We start from the raw sequence: 22,231 nt of genomic DNA on the forward strand, positions 1-22,231 counted from the left end.
AATCAGCCTATCGGTGCGCTTCGCCCATGTTCAATGCCGGTGGTCGTCCGCTCGGGTATGAATGACTCATGGAACCGGTCCAGGCCCTGCGCGAGATCGCCTTCCTGCTCGAACGCGCAGGTGAGCCCACCTATCGGGTCCGCGCGTTCCGCCGCGCGGCCGCGGTCGTGGACGACCTGCCGGAAGGGGAGCTCGCGCGGCTGGCCGGAGCCGGCGGGCTGGGCGACCTCCCCGGCATCGGCAAGGTCACCGCCCTTGTGATCAACGAGGCGCTCGACGGTCAGGTTCCGACGTATTTGCGTAGGTTGCGGGCCACCGAGGGCGTCGAGCTCGACGCCGAGACCGCGGCCCTGCGCGCGGCGCTGAAGGGCGACCTGCACAGCCACTCCGACTGGTCCGACGGCGGCTCGCCGATCGAGGAGATGGCCGAGGCCGCCCGGGGGCTCGGGCACGAGTACTGGGCGCTGACCGACCACTCGCCGCGCCTGACCGTGGCCAAGGGGCTGTCGGCCGAGCGGCTGGAGCGGCAGCTCGACGTGGTGGCCGGGCTCAACGAGCGGCTGGCGCCCTTCCGGATCCTGACCGGCATCGAGGTCGACGTCCACCTCGACGGCTCCCTCGACCAGGACCCGGCGCTGCTCGAACGGCTCGACGTGGTCGTGGCCAGCGTCCACTCCAAGCTGCGCATGGACCGCGAGGAGATGACCCGCCGCATGGTCACCGCCGTCGCCAACCCCCTGGTCGACGTCCTCGGCCACTGCACCGGGCGGGTCGTGCGGGCGGGCGGCGAGCGCGGGGTCAAGAGGCCGGAGTCGGATTTCGACGCCGAGCTGGTCTTCGAGGCGTGCCGGCGGTTCGGGGTCGCCGTGGAGATCAACTCCAGGCCCGACCGGCTCGACCCGCCCAAGCGGCTCATGCGGCTGGCCTACGAGACGGGGTGCCTGTTCTCGATCGACTCCGACGCGCACGCGCCTGGGCAGCTCGACTGGCAGCGCTTCGGCTGCGAGCGGGCGGCCCGGTGCGGGATCGAGGCCGGACGGATCGTCAACACCTGGCCCCTGGACCGGCTGCTGGAGTGGACGGCGGAGTGAGCCTTGGGTGGCGGCGGAGTCAGGTCGTTGTCGCGGGGGCCGCGCGGGGCCGGTGATTGTCGGTGGCGGCGCGTAGCGTTCCGGCTGTGAACCGTACCGACCGGCTCTATGCGCTCGTCGAGGACCTGCGCGCCATCGCGCCACGCTGCCGCTCCGCCCGCGAGCTCGCCGAGAGGTTCGAGGTCAGCGTGCGCACCATCGAGCGCGACATCACCGCGTTGCAGGGGTCCGGGGTGCCGATCTACGCCGAGCCCGGTCGCAGGGGCGGCTACGCCCTCGACAAGAAGATGTCGCTGCCTCCGCTCAACTTCACCCCGGCCGAGGCGGTGGCCATCGCCGTGGCCCTCAGCCAGGCCGGCGACCAGCCGTTCGGCCGCCAGGCCCGCAGCGCGTTACGCAAGGTGGTCTCGGCCATGCCGGGGCCCGAGGGCGAGCTGGCCAGGGAGCTGGCGCGGCGGGTGCAGCTCGTCAGCGAGCCGCCCGAGCCGGGCACTCCGCGCCGGCCGCTCGGCGCCGAGGGCATCTCCAGGGCCATCGAGGAGGCGCTGCTGCGGCGGCGCGTGCTCAGGCTCGACTACGCCGACGCCAAGGGCGCGCTCACCTCGCGCGACGTCGAGCCGGGGGTGTTCCTGGGCGGGCGCGGCGGTTTCTGGTACCTCGTGGCGTGGTGCCGGTTGCGGGAGGACGTCCGCGTCTTCCGGCTCGACCGCATCGCCGCGGCCGTCGTCACCGTCGAGCGCTGCCCCGAGCGGCCGCTCGAAGGGTTCGCCCCCGACGTGCCGGAGATGGTGGTACGCGGAACCATGCTCGATTAATCATGCGAAAACACCGACATAGGGTTGTCGCCATAGCGATACATCGTTGTCTTGTTCGAAAGACGAGGAGACGATGATGGACAACACGGTGACCTGGTTCGAGATCGCGACCGACGACCCCGAAGGCGCCGAACGTTTCTACGGCGAGCTGTTCGGCTGGTCGTTCACCCGCGACGACGACGGCCCGCTCGACTACCGCATGATCGGCTACCCGGGTGGCGAGCGGCCCGGCGGCGGCCTGTTCAACACCAAGGGCGACTTCCCCGCCCACGCGGTCTTCCACGTGCAGGTCGCCGACGTCGAGGCAGCGTGCGCCAAGAGCGAGTCGCTCGGCGGCAAGGTCGAGATGAAGGTGATCGACGACGGCGCCGGCACCGACTTCGCCTATCTGCGCGACGCCTCGGGGAGCCTGTTCGGAGTCTTCCACCGCAGGTGAGCCCTCCGGCGGCGGACTGCCGCCGGAGCTCGCGGGACCTCGCCGCGATCGCGCCCCCGGGGAAGCACCTTCCCCGCCGAACCGGGGCCGCGCGACGCGGGCCGTCCCGCCTGGAGCGGTTCACCCGCCCTGGACACGCCGCCGATCGCCGAGCGGCGGCGCGTCCAGGGCCCCTTCCCCCCGTCAGGGGGCCCGGTTCAGAAGGCGGCGGCCGCCAGCCAGCGGGTCAGCAGGTCGTGGTCGCCGAAGACGGCCGACGACCGCGGGGGCCGCCGACCGTAGAGCACCAGGAGCAGCTCGCTCGCCGGGCCGCGTACGGCGGCGTCGCCCTTGGTGTGGCCGCGTTCGCAGCTGACCGCCCCGTCGGCGCCCTGCGTGATGGTCCACTCGCCGTCGAGGTCGGTCGCGTGGAGGTGGATCGTGGCCCCCTCCGCGCCGAGCCCGGCCAGCGACCTGGTCACCCAGGTCGCGTACGGCAGGTTGTGCAGGAACTCCTCGATGCCGTCCACGGCGGTCGCCGCCGGGATCTCCGGGTCGAGGCCGAGTGCGAGCTCGGCGTCTACCCGGTGGATCACCAGCTCGAAGAGCATCCTGGGCGCCCACCATCCGGCCCGCAGGTCGGGGCCCCACGTCCACACCGCGAGGTCCGGGTCGGTGGTGCGCAGCACGTCCAGGAGGGCGGCGGCGCCCTCCATGAGCCAGGCGGCGTCGCCGTGCGCGCCCTCGGGCAGGCCGCTGGGCACGTCGCGCGACCAGACGCGCTGCTGGACCCGGTTGCGCAGCACGTGCGCCGCCCAGCGATGGGTCCGGCCGACATGCGTGACGAGGTCGCCGATCGTCCATCCCGGGCACGTCGGCACCGGGACGGACAGATCGGTCGCCAGCGCCGCCAGCCGCGCGGCTTCGCCCTCGATCCGGGCGATGAAGGTGTCGTTGTCGGTCACCCGTCACACACTAGGCCGCCGGGCAGGTCGCGCCCTTGGCGGGCAGCTTGCCCTCCACCAGGTACGCGTCCACCAGCCCCTGCACGCACTTGCTGCCCGACAGGTACGCCCCGTGCCCCTCGCCCTCGTACGTCACCAGCCGCGCGGTCCTGAGCTGGGCCGTCAGCCGCGGCGCCCACTGGTACGGCGTGGCGGGGTCGCCCTTGCCGCCCACGACCAGGATCGGCGCCGACCCGGTGGCGTTGACGTGCCGCGCCTCGTTGCTGCCCTTGGCCGGCCACACCCGGCACAACCCGCCCGAGCCCTCGCTGCCGAACAGCGGCGAGATCCGCAGCGCCGCCGCCTCGGTGCGCCGCAGCTCGGCCTCGCTGGGCCGTTCGGCGGTGTCCACGCAGGTGATGGCCGGGAAGCTGGTCATCTGCGTGGAGTAGGTGCCGTCCTCCGAGCGTCCGGTGTAGGAGTCGGCCAGGTACAGCAGCGCCTCGCCGTGGCCCTTCAGCGCCTCGCCGAGCGCCTTCTCCAGGAACGGCCAGGTCAGTTCGGAGTACAGGGCGGCGGCCACGCCGGTGGAGGCCAGGCCCTGGGTGAGCTGCCGGCCGTCCACCTTCAGCGGCTTGGCGGCGAGCTGGTTCATCAGGTTCTCGACGTTGGCGTTGGCGGCGGTCACGTCCTTGCCGACCTCGCAGCCGCCCTTGACACAGCTGCGCAGGAAGCTCTCGTACGCCTGCTGGAAGCCGCGGGTCTGGGTGAGCGTGCGCTGCTCGAAGGTGACCGTCGGGTCGAGCGGCGCGTCGAGCAGCATGCGGCCCACGTTCTTGGGGAACTGGGTGGCGTAGACGGCGCCGAGCTGGGTGCCGTACGACATGCCGACGTAGTTGAGCTTGGGGTCGCCGACGGCGGCGCGGATGCGGTCCATGTCACGGGCGGCGTTGACGGTGCCGACGTAGGGCAGGACCTTGCCGGAGTGCTGCTGGCAGAGCTGGGCGAACTCCTTGTTGGCGTCCAGGCTCTCCTGGCGGGTCTGCGCGTTGGTGGGCAGCGTGTTCAGCGAGACGAACCGGTCCATCTGCGCGCTGTCGCCGCAGCGTACGCCCGCGCTGCGCTCGACGCCGCGCGGGTCGAAGCTGACCAGGTCGTAGTGGGCGCGCAGGGAGGTGAGCGCCTTGGCGGCCTGGTCGAGGGTGTCCACGCCGGAGGCGCCCGGCCCGCCGAAGTTGAACACCATCGAGCCGAGCCGCTTCTTCGGATCGGTGGCTGACAGCTTGATGAGCGCCAGCTCCAGCTTGTCGCCGTCGGGGCGGGAGTAGTCGAGGGGCACCGCCAGCTTCCCGCAGCGCACCGAGGCGTCCTGCTGTGCCGGTGGCTCGCCGTCCGGGCGCTTGATGTCGGTGCACGGCCCCCACGCGATCGTGTCGGTGTCGGCGGCGGGCCCGTCGGTGGCGGGCTCTGCGGGTGCACTCGCGCAGCCCGCGGCCGTTACGAGCAGGGCGGCGGCTAGGACGCGTCGCATACGAACATTCCCCTTCGTGTCTTCGGGGGAAGCAGTGCCCACGATACGGGACCTCGCGTCGAACCTGGGTGAGGCGGCACGTACCCCTCCTGGACGTGCCGCCTCATCCGTCAAACGGAGCGGAGGCCCGGACATGACGGCGCTCCCGCGAGAAACAGTTCGCGGGAGCGCGCCTTCCGGATGACTCAGACGCCCATCGACTGGGTGTCGTTGCTCTCCGCGCCGCCGGCTTCGGTGACGCCGTTCTTCAGGTGGTAGCGGGCGATGGCCTCGCGCAGCACCTCGCCGTCGAGCTCGCCCCGCTTGACCAGCCGGGTGAGCACGGCCAGCGTGATCGAGGCGGCGTCCACGTGGAAGTGGCGACGCAGCGCCGAGCGGGTGTCGGACAGGCCGAACCCGTCGGTGCCCAGCGAGGACCAGTCACCCGGCACCCACTGCGCGATCTGGTCCTGGACCGCCTTCATGTAGTCGCTGACGCCCACGAACGGGCCGCTGGCCTGCGAGAGCGCCTGCGTCACGTACGGGACGCGCTGCTCGGCGTCGGGGTTGAGCAGGTTGTGCTCCTCGCACGCCAGCGCGTCGCGCCGCAGCTCGGACCACGACGTCGCCGACCACACGTCGGCGGACACGCCCCACTCCTCGGCCAGCAGGCGCTGGGCCTCCATGGCCCACGGACCGGCCACGCCGGAGGCCAGGATGTTGGCCTTCGGCCCCTGCGTCTGCGGGCCCTCGGCGAACTTGTACAGGCCCTTGAGCAGGCCCTCGACGTCGAGGTTGGCCGGCTGCGCGGGCTGCAGGTAGGGCTCGTTGTAGACGGTCAGGTAGTAGAAGACGTCTTCCGGCTGCTCGCCGTACATGCGGCGCAGGCCGTCCTTGACGATGTGGGCGACCTCGAAGGCCCAGGACGGGTCGTAGGAGACCGCGGCCGGGTTCGTCGAGGCGATGAGCGGCGTGTGACCGTCTTCGTGCTGCAGGCCCTCGCCGTTGAGCGTGGTGCGGCCGGCGGTGGCGCCGAGCAGGAAGCCGCGGCCCATCTGGTCGCCCATCTGCCACATCTGGTCGCCGGTGCGCTGCCACCCGAACATCGAGTAGAAGATGTAGACCGGGATCATGTGCTCGCCGTGCGTGGCGTAGGAGGTGCCGGCCGCGATGGTCGAGGCCATCGAGCCCGACTCGCTGATGCCCTCGTGCAGGATCTGCCCCTGCACGGCCTCCTTGTACGACAGCAGCAGCTCCCTGTCGACCGCCTCGTACGTCTGCCCGTGGGGCGAGTAGATCTTGGCCGTCGGGAACATGGCGTCGAGACCGAACGTGCGGGCCTCGTCGGGGATGATCGGCACGAACCGGTGGCCGATCTCCTTGTCGCGCATGAGGTCCTTCAGCAGGCGCACGAACGCCATGGTCGTGGCGACCTGCTGCTTGCCCGAGCCCTTGCCGAACTGGCTGTAGACGTCGTCACCGGGCAGCTTGACCGGCTTGGCGCGCACGACCCGCTTGGGCAGCACACCGCCGAGCGCCGCGCGGCGCTCCTTCATGTACTGGATCTCGGGGTCGTTCTCGCCCGGGTGGAAGTACGGGGGCAGCTCGCCCTCCAGGGCCGAGTCCGGGATCGGCAGGTAGAGCCGGTCGCGGAACTCCTTCAGCTCGGCCTTGGTGAGCTTCTTCATCTGGTGGGTGGCGTTGCGCGCCTCGAAGTCCTTGCCCAGCGTCCAGCCCTTGATGGTCTGGGCGAGGATCACCGTCGGCTGGCCGACGTGCTCGCGGGCCGCCTTGAAGGCCGCGTAGACCTTGCGGTAGTCGTGGCCGCCGCGCGACAGCTTGCGGATGTCGTCGTCGGACAGGTGCTCGACCATCTTGCGCAGGCGCGGGTCGCCGCCGAAGAAGTGGTCGCGGATGTAGCCGCCGGTCTCCACCGAGTAGGTCTGGAACTGGCCGTCGGGCGTGGTGTTCATCTGGTTGACCAGCACGCCGTCGACGTCGGCCGCGAGCAGCGGGTCCCAGTCGCGGCCCCACACGACCTTGATCACGTTCCAGCCGGCGCCGCGGAAGTACGACTCCAGCTCCTGGATGATCTTGCCGTTGCCGCGTACCGGGCCGTCGAGCCGCTGCAGGTTGCAGTTGATGACGAACGTGAGGTTGTCCAGCTCCTCGCGGGCGGCCAGGCCGATCGCGCCGAGCGACTCGGGCTCGTCCATCTCGCCGTCGCCGAGGAAGGCCCACACGTGGCTGCGCGAGGTGTCCTTGAGCTGGCGGTTGAGCAGGTAGCGGTTGAACCGCGCCTGGTAGATCGCGCCGATCGGGCCGAGGCCCATGGAGACCGTCGGGAACTCCCAGAAGTCGGGCATGAGCCGCGGGTGCGGGTAGGAGGGCAGGCCGCGGAAGCCGTGCGACAGCTCCTGGCGGAACGCGTCGAGCTGGGCCTCGTTGAGCCGGCCCTCCAGGAAGGCGCGGGCGTAGATGCCCGGCGCGGCGTGGCCCTGGAAGAACACCTGGTCGCCCGACTCGCCGTGGTCCTTGCCACGGAAGAAGTGGTTGAAGCCCACCTCGTAGAGCGAGGCCGCCGAGGCGTAGGTGGCGATGTGGCCGCCCACGTTCGTACGGGCGTTGGCCCGCGACACCATGACCGCGGCGTTCCACCGGATGTAGGCGCGGATGCGCCGCTCGACGTGCTCGTCGCCCGGGAACCAGGGCTCGCGCTCCGGCGGGATCGTGTTGATGTAGTCGGTGCTGCGCAGGCCCGGCACGCCGACCTGGTGCTCGCGGGCCCGTTCCAGCATGCGGAGCATGAGGTAGCGGGCTCTGGTGCGGCCTTCGGTCTTGACGACATTGTCGAGAGACTCGAGCCACTCGTTGGTCTCACTGGGGTCGACATCAGGCAGCTGGCTGGGTAGGCCGTCGCTGATGATCGAGAATCGCTGGCGTCCGGAAGCCACTGGGTCTCGCCTTCCGAGAATGACTGAAGTCTGGTCTGGGTCGCCTTCCATCCTGGTCGCTAGTCGTAGAAAACGCATCTCTACTGACGGGTAACCAGAGCGTCCCTGCTGGCAGGGCCATGTTGGTGGCCTAGACCACCGATGGTAGGACGAATCGCCACCAAAGGTTACATCGGTGGAGCAATTTAACAAGACTAGAAAACGGACGAAATTTCCCCCCAATCCTAGGGGGCTGGCCCGGTGGGTCGGCCTCCGCCCTCAACCCTCCCCCGAACGGGGCGGTCCTCACCCGGACGGGGCGGCCGCGCCGCGCCGCGCGAGTCTAGCCACCGTCTTCGCGGCGGGGCCGGGCGGGGCGGCGCGTCCGCTTGGGAGGGGTGCGGCACACACCTCTTCTCCTTGTTTCTGTACGCGCTCCGGAGCCGCCGCACCTTCACGGCGTGGACCCGAGGCGGGGCGTACCCGTGGCCGGTCGTACCCGAGGCCGGTCGTACCCGAGACGGGCCGCATTCAGGACAGGCCGCACATCCGCGCCTGCCGCCGAGGTGTCCGCACAGCGGCCTCAGGGAACTCGGGGAGCCGGCGGGCCGTCGCGAAGCCGGGTCCCGCATCCTGTCGGCCCCCCGAAGTTCCTGTGTCCGGATGCCTGGGCGTCTCTCTCCTTGTGTCTCTTGCCGGGCCGGCCCTCTGTCGTGCGTCCCCAGCGGCTGCCTCCGCCGGCGTCCGCAAGCGGCTCTCGGCCGGGCCGCTGCCGAAATGAGGCCATATCGGAACCATCAGGCGACAGAGCCGGACGCGACCCCGCCGTCCTGCCTCTGACCAGCCCTGACGCCGTAGTGGTCAGGTGATCCGATGACCATGGCCCGGCCGCGGCGCACGAAACGCGGCGCCCGTGGCGCGTAACATTTCGGTCATCATTTTCGGCCCCTATGAAGACCGGGCAAAAAATCGCCGTCATCGGCCTCCGCCCTTTTCCTGGGCCGTCCGCCGTACCAATGTGGAAGGTATGAATGCGACGGCAGGAGACCGGCTCCTGATGCACGGCAACACCGTCGGCGAAAGGGAGCGAAGCGGCGTCATCACCGAGGTCCACGGCCCGGACGGCGGGCCTCCGTACATCGTGCGGTTCGACGACGGCCACACCGGGCTGGTCTTTCCCGGCCCTGATGCGGTCGTTGTGCCTCAGTAGGATTTCCCTGTGAGATCAGAAATCATCTCCGTGGCCACGGGTTCACGCGAGACCGTGCACGACATCACCGCTGAATGCGCTGAATTCGTGCGCGCGCAGGGAGAAGACGGCCTGTTGCACGTTTTCGTGCCGCACGCGACCGCGGGCGTGGCGCTGCTGGAGCTCGGCTCCGGCAGCGACGACGACCTGCTCGCCGCGCTGCGTGACCTGCTCCCGGCCGACGACCGCTGGCGTCATGCCCACGGTTCGCGCGGTCACGGCAGGTCACACGTCATGCCCGCGCTGATCCCGCCGTACGCCACGATCCCCGTGCTGGGCGGGAGAATGGCGTTGGGCACATGGCAGTCCGTCGCGCTGGTCGACCTCAATGTCGACAACACGCAACGCCAGGTTCGCCTGTCGTTTTTGTCAGATTGATTCTGGCCGACTACGGCCGTACCCGTGGCGACCGTTGACGACTGAGGGTCACAGCGTGTGGACTGTGCCGAAGCGATAAACCGCATAGAGCGGGGCCACTCAAGCAGGAGGGATAAACGTGAGCGCGACCGCGGGTCAGGCGCAGGGCGAGCGCGGCCTGGCCGAACGACTCGGCCTCAAGCCGGGTCAGGTGGTGCAGGAGATCGGTTGGGACGAGGACGTCGACGACGAGCTTCGCGACTCCATCGAGGACCTGACCGGCAACGAGCTGCTGGACGAGGAGAGTGACGACGTCGTCGACGTGGTGCTGCTGTGGTGGCGCGACGGCGACGGGGACCTCTTCGACGCCCTCAGCGACGCCATGCGAGCACTCGCCGAAGCCGGCCAGATCTGGCTGCTGACTCCCAAGGCCGGGCGCGATGGCCACGTGGAGCCGAGCGACATCGGGGAGGATGCCGCTACCGCGGGTCTCTCGCAGACCAGCAGCATCTCAGCCGCACCCGACTGGTCCGGGACCAGGCTCGTCGCACCGAAGGGCCGACGTTAGGAAACTCCGAGGCCGGCCGATACGGCAGGATGATGGCTGTGAACGCACATCCTGCCGAGGTCGGCGCACCAGCTCCGGATTTCGAGCTGCAGGACCAGCACGGCGCCCCGGTGCGACTGTCCATGTTCCGGGGCGAGAAGGTCGTGCTGGTCTTCTATCCGCTTGCCTTCAGCGGGATCTGCGAGGGCGAGCTCACCGCGCTGCGCGACCAGCCTCTCGACGCGCGGGTGCTCGCCGTGTCGGTCGACTCCGTGTTCGCCCTGCGTGCCTGGTCCGATCGAGAAGGTTACGAATTCGCCCTGCTCTCCGATTTCTGGCCACATGGACAGGTCGCCCAGGCGTACGGTGTGTTCGATGAGGCGAAGGGGCTCGCACGTCGGGGGACCTTCGTCATCGACGGCGAGGGCGTGATCCGGTGGTCGGTGATCAGTCCGATCTCCTCGGCACGTGACGTCGCCGACTACGTCAAGGCACTCGCCGACATTTCCTGACCTCGGAGGGAACGATGCCCTGCTACCGATGCGGGGCCCGGCAGACCGACCCGGTCCGTGGCGCCAGCCCGTGGCAGCGCGGGGTGCGCAACGAGTCCCAGGTGCTGATCTGCCCGGACTGTCAACGGCTGCACGACCTCGATCTCGACTCCTGCGCCACCTGCGGGTCCACCGCGCTCATCTGCCGGCTGGGGGAGATCGAGTGCCGCGGCTGCGGCGCCGTCCGGCAGGCCCGGGCGCCGAAGGGGTTCGAGGAGCAGGGCGCGTACGTGGGGTCCGGGGCTCCGCCGGGGCTGTCGGCGGAGGTCGAGGCGGCGCTCAACCGGGTGCTGGGCAGGGCCTGACCGCCCGGGTGATCTTGGGCCCAACGCTCTGGCGCCGTGCGGTCGGTCTCCCAGTTCAGGGCCCTGGTGCCGCCGGCTTCGACCGCGACGCCGCGCCCCCCTTCCGCCTGAGAGATTCTCAAGCGCCTTTTCAGACATTTGCTGACCTGCGCTATCGTCTCCTTTCGTGTCCGCTATGAGTTCGTTCGTCGTCGCGCTCGACGTCGGTGGCACGTCCATGAAGGGCGGCCTGGTCAGCGAGTCCGGTGAGGTGTTGCTGAGCGAGCGGCGCCACACTCCTCGCGCGGAGGGCCCTGAGGCGGTCGTGTCCGCCATTTCAGACTTCATCGGCCACCTGGCCTCCTCCGGCGACGGCGAACCCGCAGGCGTCGGTCTGGCCGTCCCCGGGCTGGTGTCCGAGAACGCGGCTCTCTATGCGGCGAACCTGGGCTGGCGTGACGTCCCCGCCTCGAACTTCACCACCCTGGACATCCCCGTCATGCTGGGCCACGACGTCCGCACGGGCGGTCTGGCCGAGAGCATCCTCGGCGCCGGAAGAGGCGTCTCCGACTTCCTCTTCCTCCCGATCGGCACCGGTATCGCCGGAGCCTCGATCATCAACGGCGACCCGTACGGCGGCTCCTCCGGCTGGGCCGGCGAGATCGGCCACACCCCCGTCTTCCCCGACGGTGAACAGTGCGCGTGCGGCCAGTTCGGCTGCCTGGAGACGTACGCCTCGGCGGCCTCGGTCGGCCGCCGCTACAGCCAGCGCGCGGGCGTGGAGGGCGTGCGCGCCGAGCAGGTGGTCGCCTCCGACGACCCCATCGCCATCGAGGTGTGGGACGAGGCCGTGGAAACCCTGTCGCTCGCTCTGGCGACGTACACGCTGCTGCTGGACCCCTCGGTGATCGTCCTCGGCGGCGGCCTGGCCGAGGCCGGCCCCGCCCTCTTCGATCCCGTACGTACCCGCCTGGTCAAGCGCCTGGCCTTCCGCGACGCGCCCCCGCTCGTCCCGGCCGCGCTGGGCGTCGACGCCGGCATGCTGGGCGCCGCCCTGCTGGGCTGGCGCGCCGCCGGCCGCCCCGAACTGGGCCCCGGCTGGACGGTGAATGTGCGATCGGCCCCTCTGGTGTCGTAAGGTTAGTGCCGATCAGGGGGCGGTTAGCTCAGCGGTAGAGCACTCGCCTTACAAGCGAGGGGTCACTGGTTCGAACCCAGTACCGCCCACCCAGGTCAGACCACCTTTTTAGGTCTGGCACGAAGATCCGAAACAGGCGAGTGGGAGAGATTTGGGAGATCAACTCCCTTGGCGCTCTCCCGGAAGGGCCTCAGCAACTCGTCCAGAAGCGGCACCGGCGACCGCCCGCCGTACAGGGAGGCCCGCTCCCGAAGGGAGTTCTCCCACCGCCGCTGCAGCGCCGCGACGATTCGTTTCATCATCTCCGGGGATGTGTGGCTGTAGACGCCGCGGACGCCGGGCACGCCGTGGCCCATTCGTTCCTCTGACGCTACCTCCGGGATGTCATCCTCGATCATCCACACCTTGTGACTGTGTCTCAGGCCGTGCACCTTCAACCCTGGCTTGATCGGGAGCCACGACATCACCGCATGCCGCTCAGGGTCGTATTTCCAGAAGCCGCGCGCGCTGGGAGGGGTGAACTCCTGATCAGGCACAGCGGCGGGCCACGAGCGGCGAACCATGCCAGGCCACGGCGCGTCGGCGACGTCCGCCAGCACTGGGTAGCCTGGCCTGTCCTTAGCGTCGCCGTGCCGGCCATCGACCGCAGGGCGGAAGCGGCGACGCCCGAAGTTGCTGCGCCGCTCATGGTCGCCGTCCTCTGGACGGAAAACGTACCGCCCCCCACCGCACCCCCGCTGTCCCTTGCACGGACACGCGCCGTTGCCGTGCCGCTGAATTTGCTGAGACAGCAAGTCTGCGAGGAATGGCGGCAAGTGGATGTCCCTGTAGGAGTCGTCCTTGGGTGCCTTCTTGATCCAGCGGCCCTTGTGCTCGTACACCTGCTGCTCGATCCGGATCTTGGACAGGCGCAGGTACTGGCGTTCGAGACCGATCGTTTCCGCCCATCGCATTCCGGTGTAGGCGATCGTCACCAGGTGCACGAATTCATCGGGGCGTCCGGACAGGAGAGACGCCCGCTCGGCTACCAGGAGTGCCTCCAGCGGCGTCGCCCAAACTTCCTCGGGGCCGCGGATACTCCTCCCGTTCTTCCGGCCGCGGTTGCGTTGCCTCACTGCTGGATTGGCTGGGATGAGCCCAGCCCCGACCGCGTCGGACAGGATCGTATGCAGGAGGGTCCGTGCGGACGCAGCTGACGCCTCTCCGCACACCCGTTTCCCCGCCGCGTTAGGACGGAACAAGGCGAGCTCCCACGCGGCGATGTCCAGAGCGTTGAGCGTCCGGAGGGCGTGCTCTCCGAAGTACGGCAGGATGTGCACCTCGATGTGCCAGCGATATCCCTCAAGGGTGGTCTCTTCGAGGTGCTGGGCGGGGAACCATCTGTTGACCCAGTCGGCGAGGAGCATGTCGCCAGCTCGCGGGTCGCGCCACAGGTTGCGGCGAATGTCGGCCTCTTGTTCCTCGCCGTACGCCTTGGCGTCTCGCGCGTTCTCGAAGCGCTTACCGTCGTCGCCGTAGGGGGCGGATGCCCAGGTGCCGTCGGCTCTCTTGTAACGAGCGCGCCAGTAGTTGCCGCGCTTTTCCGCGTAGGCCATGAGGGTCCCCGTGGGAGATGAGGGATGGGGGTCGCTGGCTAGTGAAGCACACGGGCCTGGAACGGCACTGGGCGATCGATCAGAGCGCACACACGTGCAGCAGCGGATCCACGTCGACTTCCAGCACACAGTCCCTGCTCGGCGATGTAGTCGGCTGGGGCGAGGCGATGCCATCCGGAGGGCGAGGCGAAGCCGCCGGCTCAGGCGCGGGCCGATCCGTAGCGTTCGTTGTCACAGACGGGCCGGGCGCCTCGGATGGTCGATGCTCAGGAGCGGAGGCGGCACCCTTGGGCGTTGGCCGTTTCGTCGGTGGTCGATGCGTGGAGGCAGGGCGCTGCCTGTCTCGCGTGGGCCGCGGGGCGGGTGCTGGACGATGCTCCGTTGCCATCGGTGGAGCATGCGGAGTCCGCGTCGGCTTTACGTGCTGCGTCCGCGTCGGCGACCATATGTAGCTGGGGGACATGACAGTGGTCCAAGGCGATTCTGTCGCCGGTTGTGGCGCGACGACCGGTCTGTCCTGCTCGATGACCGTTGTGACTGCCAACACCAGAGCACCCCCATAGGTGATCCCGACGGCCATGGCAGCAAGAGGGTGCTGCGCAGCCCAGCGCTTGAACGGATCCCAGAGGTAGGCCAGGACCGGCATGGCGACGAGCGCGGCCAAGCCACGCTCATGCTCACGCCACGCGGCAAGGATGGCCTTGGAGCGTTCCCTGCCTTTCAGCTTCTCGTCCACCTCGATGACGGTGCGGCCGTTCTCGGTGAAGGCATGGGCGGAGAGGGGCGGATCCTTCACTTCGCGGATCTCGGGCCATAACACGATCAGGCACCTCCGTACTGCTCCTTGATGCGCCGCCACCAGCGTGCTTGGTCGATCGGGTCCTCCATTCCCAGGGCTGGGACAAGGAACGTGTGCGCTTTGCCTCCGAGGTCCAGTCGCACTGGTTGTGGTCCGCCTGTACTGCTCAGAACGTGGGCAACCTCGACGGGCGGTGGATCCGCAGCGAGAGCGTTGAGCTTGTCGTTGAGCTTCTGGATCGTGACATAGGCAAGATCGAGTTGGTTCGCCATGTCGGCGAAGCGGGCTCGTGTGAACTTGTCATCGCGAAGCTGTGCTGCGGAGATCTCCGTGGCCCGGTCGAGGCGCTCCTTGATCATGGTGAGGACATGGTCGATCAGGACCCGCTCTGAATCAGTCGGGTTCGCGTCGGCGATCAAGTTTTTGCACCCCCAGGCGCGCATTACGCGCAGAAGTGTTGTTGCGTGGTCCCCCGCCCCAAAAAGCTGTATTGGTCATTTCACGTCCGGTACCGCCCAGAAGTCCACCCTAGGTAAGGGGCCGTAATCGTATCGTGACATGAGAATCCAGGGCACACCAGGGCATGCCCTGGCAGACGGCTGAGCAGTGTTTTCCTAGAGGAATGCTGGGAATGTGAGCAGGTTTTGCTCGTGCCTGAAAACTTCCGAAGGCTGGGCTCAATTACTCCAGAGAACTTGCCCGACGGTCAGCCCCGAGGCCGAAACTCCCGGACATCCGCGTCGGGACGTCGATCCTCTTCCGCCATCGCCTCACGGGTCACCCGCACCAGGGCGATCAACTGCTTGCGGATCACGGGCTCTAGCTCGGTGATCTCCCAAATCTTCTGCTCTGCATCGTCCTCGTAGCGACGCTCAACCGCTTCCGGCTTGGCTGGTCTCGCGGTGGCTGTAGCTGACAGAGCAAGGCTTGCCGTGCTGGAGACATTTGCGGTCTCGACGGGATCCCGTCCCGCCAGGATGTGCCGGATGCTGCCAGGTGCCCATTGGAGCGCCTCTTCTAGGCCGGCCTCCATGAGGGGGGTGAGGTTCGCCTCGCCGCCACGGATGCGCCGTAGGTGGGCAGTTGACATGCCGGCTCGCGCGGCAACCTCGCCCCACTGGAGGCGGAGTGCTACTCGACGTGCCTCCATGAGCGCTGTCAGGCGCTCGCGCGGCTGCTGGTTGCTCGTCATTGGGAGTCCCCACCTTCGCAGATATGAGTGCACTTTAGCGCACATTGCCAGGTCAGAGCCATTCGATCACGTGTCCGAATCGCAGAATGAACGATCTTGAGCGCTCTATTGCGCTCCAACGCTCATGAGCGCTAATGTGCGGTCATGCCTAGAACAGCCATCAGCCTCCCCTTCGATGGAAGGCGACTTCGAACAGCCCGCGAACGGGCGGGGTATCGGCAGGCAGACCTCGCGAACCTTTGCACGGAGCAGGGCACACCTGTCTCTCGCTTCCAGGTCGTCAGGGCGGAGAGCGGACGGTACATGCCGCAGCCTCGGGTGCTAGCGGCCTTCGTGAGGGCACTCAACATCGAGCTTGACGAGTTGCTGACACCGGGAGAGCGGGTCAAGCGGGAGTGTGCATCATGAGCGCTAGTGCGCTCAATAGCGCTCTCGACACAGACCTGTCACCCCAACTCGGAGACGGCGAGCACCTCGTCTTCACCGCAGCCGAAGTCGCCGGGATGTTCCCCCGAGAACTCGGAATGACTGAGCACTGGGTGAACACCATGGCCCGCAAGCACAAGATCGGCACAATCATCCGTCGCAAGCGCGTCTACACACGCGCCCAGGTGGAGCGACTCGTCGAGTTGCAAGCAGTCGACGCCCAGCAGGCGAAGCCCGCACGCACGGCGAACACCACGAAGACGCGGGCCTCCAAGCCGAAGCCAGCCCCCTTGCCTCCTGCGAGCACCGCCACAACACTGCGCGCCCGCCCCGAGCGTGCCCGTTCCTACGGGGGTACGGCATGAGCGACATCCAGCTCCCGGCCGGCTCTCCGTTCGACGCGATCAAGCGCATCGACGAACGCGGCGACTGGTGGTCCGCCCGCGACCTCATGCCTCTTCTGGGCTACCGGAAGTGGGAGAGGTTCGAGGACTCCATCGATCGCGCCATGGTCTCGGCTCGCGTCGCGGGCGACGACGTTGACCAGGCGTTTTCCCGGCTCCGGGAAAACGGACATTCAGGCGGTGCCCGCGTCGACTACCGACTTACGCGCCTGGCCGCCTACCGCGTCGCCATGAACGGTGACGTCCGGAAGCCGGAGATCGCCGCCGCGCAGACCTACTTCATGGTGCGCACCCGCGAAGCCGAGATGGCCGCCACGCCCCGCCACGAGATCCCGAAGACGCTCGCTCAGGCTCTCCGTCTCGCCGCCGACCAGGCGGAGGAGATCGAAGCGCTGGCCACAGCGAACAAGAAGCTGACCGTCAAGGCCGCCGCCTACGACGACTGGATCAACGGCAAGGGCTGCTACCTGATCGGCACCGTGGCGAAGATGCTTGGTCTCGGCCCGAAGACGGTGTGGGACTTCCTGTACGAGGAGAAGGTCCTCATCGCTTCTGGGGCGCGACGCCGCGAGCCGTACGCGGGCAAGCCGTCTACGTCGTGGTTCGAGGTCAAGCCGCGCGATCCCGAGTCCACCAACGGGCATGCCACGTCGACGACCTACATCACGCCGTACGGGGCGGAGCAGCTCCGACTGCTGCTGATCAAGCGTGGTCTTCTGCCTCCGCAGCAGCTCGCGCTCATCGGTGGCATGTCGTGACCGCCGTCGAGCGCTGGGGCGCCGCCTACCTGACTCTCGGCCTGTCTCTCCGCACCTCGGAGCTGGCCCGCATCGACGCTGCTGACTCCTACGTCGGCCGTCACCACAAGCCCTGAAAAGCGCGAGGCCAGCCGGACAGGGCTGACCTCGCTGACCACCCGCTCCAAGACACGACTGATCAGAGAGAGCGAGCAAGTCAATGACCATTACATCAGAGCCACAGACCGGCGTGACGCCGGAGATAGACAGGCGGACGGCGTTCATCGCCAGCCTGCGGAGCCTGGCGAACCTCCTGGAGGACATCCCCGAGGCCCCCGCGCCAGTCAGCAAGGAGATTCGGATCGGCGTCCTCGGCTCGGACGGGGAGGCTGTTCCCGTCATCAAGGGCCTGTGCGCGGCGCTGACGGACGAGAGCGTCACCTACGAGGCGACCGACGATCCGCGCCACGCCCTCGCCGTGAACGTACCCCTCGCCGGCGGGTTCACGGCCCGGTTCGTGCACGTCTACGACCGCCCCATGACTGAGTACGCTGCACGGTCCTCGTACGCCTCGGTCATCCAGGTGGACGCCGACCAGGCTGAGGCGGTGGCCTGATGACGTACCTGCCTGGAGAGATCGTCCGCGTCACCCTGACCGGAAAGATCGTCGAGGTCATCGACGGTGACAACGTCAACTGGGATGTCGGCGACGAGCCCGAGATCCGCTTCAGCGTCGAAGGTCAGGCAGGCACGGCGGGCATGGTCATTCCGCTCACCCTGCCGGACGCCATCACGATCGAACGGGTCATCCCCGCTGATGGCGAACCGCAGCCCGGCGACTTGTGGACGGACAGCAAGGGGGAGCCGTGGTTCTGCGCCGCCCACCTGCCCGAACCTGACGACCGCGAGGACATGAAGGGCTGTAACTCGGAGGGGTGGAGGACTGTCCTCGTTCCGGTCAACGTCGGCCCGTACGGCTCGTCCCCGCAGCGTCCCGAGGAAGTCAACCAGCAGTACGGGCCCCTCATCCTGGTCTACCGTCCGGCCCGGGTCGCGGCCTCCGCTGACGAGGCGGTGGCCTGATGTCCCGCCCCTGCCAGCTCGCCGGCTGTGACCGGTACGACGCCGAGATGTTGTCGGCGTCCGGCATCTACTACGTGTGCCCCGCATGCCGGGACAGCATCTCCTGCTGGACCGCCATCTACCAGGAGCAGGACGCGGCTGAGGCTGCCCGCCTCGTCGAGCAGGCGGGAGCGAGCGCATGAGCGACTACCCGGAGATCGCCGAGCGGTTCGCCCGCGAGACGGCCGAGCACGAGATGCAGGTCCTGCACGACGACGGCCCGTACCGGCACCTCAAGTTCACCAACCCCGGACGCCGGTGGGCCTACTGGTTCGAACTGATCACCGTTCCGGGCGCCCTGATCTTCCGGGGCGATGGGGAGAGCTTCGTGTTCTCCCGGGTCCCCGACATGTTCGAGTTCTTCCGGTGGGGCGTCTGGAAGGACGGCTCGCTCCACATCAACCCGCACTACTGGTCGGAGAAGCTGACCTCGAACCGCGAATGCGTCATGAAGTACGACCAGGACTCGTTCGAGCGGCAGGTCAAGGAGTACGTGGTCGAGGCCATCCAGGGGCGGTCCGCACCGCGCGGGATCAGCCGGGCGATCAAGTACATGCTGGAGAACGGCGACATCACCGGGGAGGGCGGCGCTCGTCGGGAGCTGGAGGAGTTCGAGTATCGCCTCTATGAGGCTTCGTGCTCCTGCGGTGCAAGCCAGTCCTTCAGTGATGACCTCGACGCGTCCGAGTGGACGTACCGCCACGCTCGCGAGGCAGGGTCGCAGCACCGCACGTCGGTGAAGCCGGGCCCTGCGTTCCTCTTCGAGGACACCTGGGAGTGGTCTTTCAAGGACTTCGACTGGTGGTTCCTGTGGGCCTGCCGGGCGATCGTCTGGGGGATCCAGCAGTACGACGCCGCGAAGGCCGCTGCGACGCCCGACGAGCAGGCGGTGACGGCATGAGCTTCGAGATCCGCTTCGAAGACCCGCCACCGGCCACCCGGAGAGGGGCGAAGGCGCGCTCGTTCGACTACGAGCAGATCGCCGCCACCTTGTGCGCACGTCCGGGGGAGTGGGCGTTCATCGGCGCAACCGCGACACCTACGCGGGCGGGCGGCACAGCCCAGCGCATCCGCGACGGGTTGGTTGAGGCGCTGGCCGCTCATGGAGAGTTCGACGCCGTCTCGCGGACGGTTGATGGCGAGTACCGGGTGTATGCCCGGTTCCTTGGTGAGGCCGGCGAGGTGGCCTCGTGACGGGCCGCTGGTTCACGCGTACCGCTGTCGCCGCCCGTCTGGGCATCTCGCGGGACGAGGTCGAGGACCTGATCGCGGCTGACGTGCTGCACCTGGAGAACATTGCCGGCGACCACGAGGTGATCTCTGAGCGGTCGGTTGAGGACTACGAGCGCACTCGTTCGCGCCCCGAGGTGGGCCGCTGGAACCGCGCCACCGACCCCGAGTACTGGCGAGAGCAGGCCGACTACACCCCCAACGACGAGGGAGACGAGCACTGATGGCGATCAGGACCCGCAAGCCCACGGGCGCGGTGCCGTGGCCGCTGATCCTCCTGGAGGGCGGCGAGAAGGCGGGCAAGAGCTGGGCCGCGGCTGAGCTGTCCGCCTCGGAGAAGGTCGGCCAGACGTACTGGATCGACCTCAACGAGGGCGCAGCCGACGAGTACGGCGCCATCCCCGGCGCCCGGTACCTCGTGGTCGAGCACGACGGCACGTGGGCTGACATCCTCGCCCAGGTCGCCGAGATCCGGCAGGAAGCCGCCCGCGCCGCCGAGGCCGGTGAGCCGCCCGTGGTCCTGGTCATCGACTCGATGACCGCCGAGTGGGACCTGCTCAAGGAATGGGCGGGCAACCGGGCCAAGGGCTCCAGGTCGAACCAGCAGCGCCTCCAGCGCGACCCGAACGCCGAGGTGCAGGTCCCGATGAACCTGTGGAACGACGCCACCGCCCGGCACCGCCGCCTCATGACCATGCTGATGACGTTCGCTGGGATCGTCGTCATGACCGCCCGCGGCAAGGAAGTCGCCTCGCTGGACAGCTCAGGCCGGCCGGTCGAGGGCAGCAAGGACTACAAGGTGGAGGGGCACAAGAACCTCGCCTTCGACGCGTCCGTCTGGGTCCGCCTGTCGCGTGACCATCCGCCGATCGTGGTGGGCGCCCGCTCTGTCCACGCCGGCATCAAGCCGGGTGTGGACAAGCCGCAGCCGATGCCGGACTTCACGCTGGAGCGGCTCATCTTCGACGCGCTCAAGTGCGACCCGTCCGCGGCGAACGTGCGCGACATGACGGAGATGAAGCCCGGCGCCGAGTCGCCTGACCTGGACAACCTGTCCGAGGCGGCGCGGAAGCTGCTCGGCGAGGCCGAGAACGCATCCAATGTCGACGCGCTGCGTGGCGTGTGGACTGCGATCCACCCGCTCCTTCAGGCGCGAGAGATCAGCGACGCGGAGGCGGCGTACGTGAACCAGCGGATCCAGCAGCTCAACCACGAGATGACCGCCGAGTCGAACGGAGTCGCCGCATGAGCGACCTGACGCCGAAGGAAGCGCGGATGCTATTCGCGCTGCTGAAGATGCGCTCCTCCCAGATCAGCGCCGCCCTCAAGCTGGTGACGCCGTTCATCGAGCAGGAGCCCGGCGACAAGAACGCGGCCATGCTCGGCGCCGCCCGTCTCGGCAAGGTCGCCAAGAGCGAGCCCGAGGTCAAGGCGATCGTCACCGACCGGGACAAGTTCGTCGCCTACGTCCAGGAGACGGCGCCGACCGAGGTCGAGCAAGTCCCGGCTGTCCGGGCCGCCTACGAGATGAAGGTCCTGGAGGTGGCGCTCAAGAACGGCGCCCCGGTGGACGAGGACGGCCAGGAGATCCCCGGCGTCGAGCTGGGTTACGGCTCCTCGCCTCGGCAGAACTTCTACGCCGACGACGGCGCTGAGCGGCTGCTGGACGTCGTCGAGGAGAAGGACCTGCCTGAGATCGAAGGCGTCGATCTGGCCGGCCTGCTCGGCGTGAAGCGGAGCGTGCAGTCATGACCGACGTCTTCCAGAAGACCGAGGGCGGCAGCTTCGAGTTCCTGTCCGAGGACGCTGTCCTCACGCCTGCGGACACGGATGTGTTCCTTCGCCGGCTGAACAACGAGCTCGGCAGGTCGCAGCTCGCGGTGAAGCGGGCCCGCGAGGCGGAGCTGCACGCCGAGTACGAGTACATGACCGCTCGGGCACCCCTGCTGCTGGACCCGGACTGCCCCGAGGTCGGCAAGCGAGCCGGGCAGGTGTCGCAGAAGACGCAGGATCAGTGGTTCGCCGTCCGAGTCCCTGACGAGTACTGGGCTCTGCGCGCAGCCACGGTGGAGCGGCAGAACGCTACCGACTACGCCTGGCAGGTCAAGGCGCAGGTGGAGCTGATGCGGTCCCTGAACGTGAACGCCAAGGCCATGTACGACACCTACCGCGGTGGTGGCCGGTGAAGACCCGCGTGCAGCCATGCTGCGACAAGGAGACGTTCGCCAACGAGGCTGAGGCACGCCGCCGGCTGGACCGGATGCACCAGCTCGGGCTGCGGAGTGTCCTGCCGACCGGCGTGGAGCTGTGCCGCAACGGCTGGCACCTGAAGTTCCCGGCGCCGAACTCCGGCCCGTCCGACAAGCTGCGGGCGCTGGTCGAGGCCCGCGACAAGGCGTGCGTCCGCTGCGGCATCCAGGTGCCACGGGACAAGGACTCCATCCACCACCGGATCCCGCGGGGCCGCGGTGGCGAGAACACTGCGGAGAACCTGCTGCTGTTGTGCGGGTCGGGGACGACCGGCTGTCACGGCTGGGTCGAGCAGCACCGCACCGAGGCGTACAACCTGGGCTACCTCGTGAGGACGGGCTACGACCCACTGGACGTCCCGGTGTGGCTGTACGGCAAGGCGTGGGCGTACCCGTCGCCGGACGGCAAGTGGGTCATCTCCAGCGGCGAGGCTGCGTCATGACCGAGCTCGAATGCCAGGCCATCTACGAGGCCGGCGAGCGCTGCGGGGAGTGCGCGTGCTGTGTCGCGATGGCTGCTTTCCGACTTCGGGAGCAGGCCGTGTACGGCTCTCCCTCCGATCTCGACCATCCCTGATCTTCCGCTCCTCGCCCCGACCTATCGGGGGACGGGGCGAGGGGCGGCTCTCCCAGACCTCAACAC

At 68.5% G+C, this 22,231-nt stretch carries 29 protein-coding genes and 1 tRNA gene; 24 read left to right on the forward strand and 6 right to left on the reverse strand.

The genetic code is table 11. The annotated features are described in order from the left end of the window. The first annotated feature begins 68 nt into the window (after positions 1-68). The 3 genes from AB0J76_RS16275 to AB0J76_RS16285 all read left to right on the forward strand — a co-directional run bounded on the left by AB0J76_RS16275 (position 69) and on the right by AB0J76_RS16285 (position 2,342). The gene (locus AB0J76_RS16275) at positions 69-1,091 is read left to right on the forward strand and encodes a PHP domain-containing protein (protein WP_352323650.1); all 1,023 of its coding nucleotides are present in this window, start codon (positions 69-71) and stop codon (positions 1,089-1,091) included. Between the two features lie 86 nt (positions 1,092-1,177). Beyond that, the gene (locus tag AB0J76_RS16280) at positions 1,178-1,906 is read left to right on the forward strand and encodes a YafY family protein (RefSeq protein WP_352323651.1); all 729 of its coding nucleotides are present in this window, start codon (positions 1,178-1,180) and stop codon (positions 1,904-1,906) included. Between the two features lie 73 nt (positions 1,907-1,979). Beyond that, a complete protein-coding gene (locus AB0J76_RS16285; protein ID WP_352323652.1) occupies positions 1,980-2,342 on the forward strand; it encodes a VOC family protein in 363 nt (120 codons plus the stop codon). A 197-nt stretch (positions 2,343-2,539) separates the two neighbouring features. Here AB0J76_RS16285 and AB0J76_RS16290 read toward each other — a convergent pair whose 3' ends face one another. From AB0J76_RS16290 to aceE, 3 genes are all read right to left on the reverse strand, one after another. Further along, on the reverse strand, positions 2,540-3,286 hold the full coding sequence (locus AB0J76_RS16290) for a maleylpyruvate isomerase family mycothiol-dependent enzyme (protein ID WP_352331087.1): 747 nt from the start codon (positions 3,284-3,286) through the stop codon (positions 2,540-2,542). Between the two features lie 10 nt (positions 3,287-3,296). Then, positions 3,297-4,796 carry an alpha/beta hydrolase gene (locus AB0J76_RS16295; protein WP_352331086.1) on the reverse strand — a complete coding sequence of 500 codons (1,500 nt, stop codon included), beginning with the start codon at positions 4,794-4,796 and terminating at the stop codon, positions 3,297-3,299. Positions 4,797-4,981: 185 nt separating this feature from the next. Continuing rightward, positions 4,982-7,780 carry a pyruvate dehydrogenase (acetyl-transferring), homodimeric type gene (gene aceE / locus AB0J76_RS16300; RefSeq protein WP_352321046.1) on the reverse strand — a complete coding sequence of 933 codons (2,799 nt, stop codon included), beginning with the start codon at positions 7,778-7,780 and terminating at the stop codon, positions 4,982-4,984. Between the two features lie 841 nt (positions 7,781-8,621). Between aceE and AB0J76_RS16305 the strand changes: the two genes are divergently transcribed. The 7 genes from AB0J76_RS16305 (at position 8,622) to AB0J76_RS16335 (ending at position 11,923) form a co-directional block, all read left to right on the forward strand. Further along, positions 8,622-8,918 carry a DUF1918 domain-containing protein gene (locus tag AB0J76_RS16305; protein ID WP_352321048.1) on the forward strand — a complete coding sequence of 99 codons (297 nt, stop codon included), beginning with the start codon at positions 8,622-8,624 and terminating at the stop codon, positions 8,916-8,918. A 9-nt stretch (positions 8,919-8,927) separates the two neighbouring features. Further along, positions 8,928-9,335: a secondary thiamine-phosphate synthase enzyme YjbQ gene (locus AB0J76_RS16310; protein ID WP_352321050.1), complete on the forward strand. Its 408-nt coding sequence runs from the start codon at positions 8,928-8,930 to the stop codon at positions 9,333-9,335. 118 nt (positions 9,336-9,453) lie between these two features. Next, entirely contained in the window at positions 9,454-9,882 is a 429-nt protein-coding gene (locus tag AB0J76_RS16315; RefSeq protein ID WP_352321051.1) for a DUF3052 domain-containing protein, read from the forward strand. 32 nt (positions 9,883-9,914) lie between these two features. Beyond that, complete coding sequence (locus AB0J76_RS16320; protein WP_352321208.1) at positions 9,915-10,373, forward strand: peroxiredoxin; 459 nt, start codon at positions 9,915-9,917, stop codon at positions 10,371-10,373. 14 nt (positions 10,374-10,387) lie between these two features. Continuing rightward, entirely contained in the window at positions 10,388-10,717 is a 330-nt protein-coding gene (locus tag AB0J76_RS16325) for a hypothetical protein (RefSeq protein WP_352321053.1), read from the forward strand. A gap of 175 nt (positions 10,718-10,892) precedes the next feature. Beyond that, positions 10,893-11,834, forward strand: coding sequence for an ROK family protein (locus AB0J76_RS16330; RefSeq protein WP_352321055.1), 942 nt, complete (start codon positions 10,893-10,895; stop codon positions 11,832-11,834). Between the two features lie 17 nt (positions 11,835-11,851). Beyond that, positions 11,852-11,923: transfer RNA gene (locus AB0J76_RS16335), tRNA-Val, on the forward strand. A gap of 6 nt (positions 11,924-11,929) precedes the next feature. Here the strand turns inward: AB0J76_RS16335 and AB0J76_RS16340 are convergent. The 3 genes from AB0J76_RS16340 to AB0J76_RS16350 all read right to left on the reverse strand — a co-directional run bounded on the left by AB0J76_RS16340 (position 11,930) and on the right by AB0J76_RS16350 (position 15,420). After that, on the reverse strand, positions 11,930-13,429 hold the full coding sequence (locus AB0J76_RS16340; RefSeq protein ID WP_352321057.1) for a hypothetical protein: 1,500 nt from the start codon (positions 13,427-13,429) through the stop codon (positions 11,930-11,932). Between the two features lie 822 nt (positions 13,430-14,251). Then, positions 14,252-14,647 carry a hypothetical protein gene (locus AB0J76_RS16345; RefSeq protein ID WP_352321058.1) on the reverse strand — a complete coding sequence of 132 codons (396 nt, stop codon included), beginning with the start codon at positions 14,645-14,647 and terminating at the stop codon, positions 14,252-14,254. A gap of 287 nt (positions 14,648-14,934) precedes the next feature. Then, entirely contained in the window at positions 14,935-15,420 is a 486-nt protein-coding gene (locus tag AB0J76_RS16350; protein ID WP_352321060.1) for a hypothetical protein, read from the reverse strand. Between the two features lie 144 nt (positions 15,421-15,564). On the opposite strand from AB0J76_RS16350, the gene AB0J76_RS16355 reads away from it, so the two are divergent. The 14 genes from AB0J76_RS16355 to AB0J76_RS16420 all read left to right on the forward strand — a co-directional run bounded on the left by AB0J76_RS16355 (position 15,565) and on the right by AB0J76_RS16420 (position 22,165). Then, positions 15,565-15,828, forward strand: coding sequence for a helix-turn-helix transcriptional regulator (locus tag AB0J76_RS16355; RefSeq protein ID WP_352321062.1), 264 nt, complete (start codon positions 15,565-15,567; stop codon positions 15,826-15,828). Beyond that, positions 15,825-16,211: a hypothetical protein gene (locus AB0J76_RS16360; RefSeq protein WP_352321064.1), complete on the forward strand. Its 387-nt coding sequence runs from the start codon at positions 15,825-15,827 to the stop codon at positions 16,209-16,211. The genes AB0J76_RS16355 and AB0J76_RS16360 overlap by 4 nt, the downstream gene beginning before the upstream one ends. Then, entirely contained in the window at positions 16,208-17,008 is an 801-nt protein-coding gene (locus AB0J76_RS16365; RefSeq protein ID WP_352321065.1) for a phage antirepressor KilAC domain-containing protein, read from the forward strand. The genes AB0J76_RS16360 and AB0J76_RS16365 overlap by 4 nt, the downstream gene beginning before the upstream one ends. A 199-nt stretch (positions 17,009-17,207) precedes the next feature. Further along, complete coding sequence (locus AB0J76_RS16370) at positions 17,208-17,603, forward strand: hypothetical protein (protein ID WP_352321066.1); 396 nt, start codon at positions 17,208-17,210, stop codon at positions 17,601-17,603. After that, positions 17,603-18,070 (forward strand): hypothetical protein, encoded by a 468-nt coding sequence (locus AB0J76_RS16375; protein ID WP_352321068.1) that lies wholly within the window; start codon positions 17,603-17,605, stop codon positions 18,068-18,070. The genes AB0J76_RS16370 and AB0J76_RS16375 overlap by 1 nt, the downstream gene beginning before the upstream one ends. Next, positions 18,070-18,252, forward strand: a complete 183-nt coding sequence (locus AB0J76_RS16380; protein ID WP_352321069.1) for a hypothetical protein — start codon at positions 18,070-18,072, stop codon at positions 18,250-18,252. Before AB0J76_RS16375 ends, AB0J76_RS16380 begins: the two co-directional genes overlap by 1 nt. After that, a complete protein-coding gene (locus tag AB0J76_RS16385) occupies positions 18,249-19,010 on the forward strand; it encodes a hypothetical protein (RefSeq protein ID WP_352321071.1) in 762 nt (253 codons plus the stop codon). The genes AB0J76_RS16380 and AB0J76_RS16385 overlap by 4 nt, the downstream gene beginning before the upstream one ends. After that, positions 19,007-19,303 (forward strand): hypothetical protein, encoded by a 297-nt coding sequence (locus tag AB0J76_RS16390; RefSeq protein WP_352321072.1) that lies wholly within the window; start codon positions 19,007-19,009, stop codon positions 19,301-19,303. The genes AB0J76_RS16385 and AB0J76_RS16390 overlap by 4 nt, the downstream gene beginning before the upstream one ends. Beyond that, the gene (locus tag AB0J76_RS16395; RefSeq protein ID WP_352321074.1) at positions 19,300-19,563 is read left to right on the forward strand and encodes a hypothetical protein; all 264 of its coding nucleotides are present in this window, start codon (positions 19,300-19,302) and stop codon (positions 19,561-19,563) included. The genes AB0J76_RS16390 and AB0J76_RS16395 overlap by 4 nt, the downstream gene beginning before the upstream one ends. Next, positions 19,563-20,588 carry an AAA family ATPase gene (locus tag AB0J76_RS16400; protein WP_352321076.1) on the forward strand — a complete coding sequence of 342 codons (1,026 nt, stop codon included), beginning with the start codon at positions 19,563-19,565 and terminating at the stop codon, positions 20,586-20,588. Before AB0J76_RS16395 ends, AB0J76_RS16400 begins: the two co-directional genes overlap by 1 nt. Beyond that, positions 20,585-21,091 carry a hypothetical protein gene (locus AB0J76_RS16405; RefSeq protein ID WP_352321077.1) on the forward strand — a complete coding sequence of 169 codons (507 nt, stop codon included), beginning with the start codon at positions 20,585-20,587 and terminating at the stop codon, positions 21,089-21,091. The genes AB0J76_RS16400 and AB0J76_RS16405 overlap by 4 nt, the downstream gene beginning before the upstream one ends. Continuing rightward, on the forward strand, positions 21,088-21,525 hold the full coding sequence (locus AB0J76_RS16410) for a hypothetical protein (protein WP_352321078.1): 438 nt from the start codon (positions 21,088-21,090) through the stop codon (positions 21,523-21,525). Before AB0J76_RS16405 ends, AB0J76_RS16410 begins: the two co-directional genes overlap by 4 nt. Next, on the forward strand, positions 21,522-22,031 hold the full coding sequence (locus AB0J76_RS16415) for an HNH endonuclease signature motif containing protein (RefSeq protein ID WP_352321079.1): 510 nt from the start codon (positions 21,522-21,524) through the stop codon (positions 22,029-22,031). Before AB0J76_RS16410 ends, AB0J76_RS16415 begins: the two co-directional genes overlap by 4 nt. Continuing rightward, positions 22,028-22,165, forward strand: coding sequence for a hypothetical protein (locus AB0J76_RS16420; protein WP_352321080.1), 138 nt, complete (start codon positions 22,028-22,030; stop codon positions 22,163-22,165). Before AB0J76_RS16415 ends, AB0J76_RS16420 begins: the two co-directional genes overlap by 4 nt. Positions 22,166-22,231: the final 66 nt, after the last annotated feature.

It is taken from the genome of Nonomuraea sp. NPDC049624, assembly GCF_040675255.1.
Taxonomy (GTDB): Bacteria; Actinomycetota; Actinomycetes; order Streptosporangiales; family Streptosporangiaceae; genus Nonomuraea.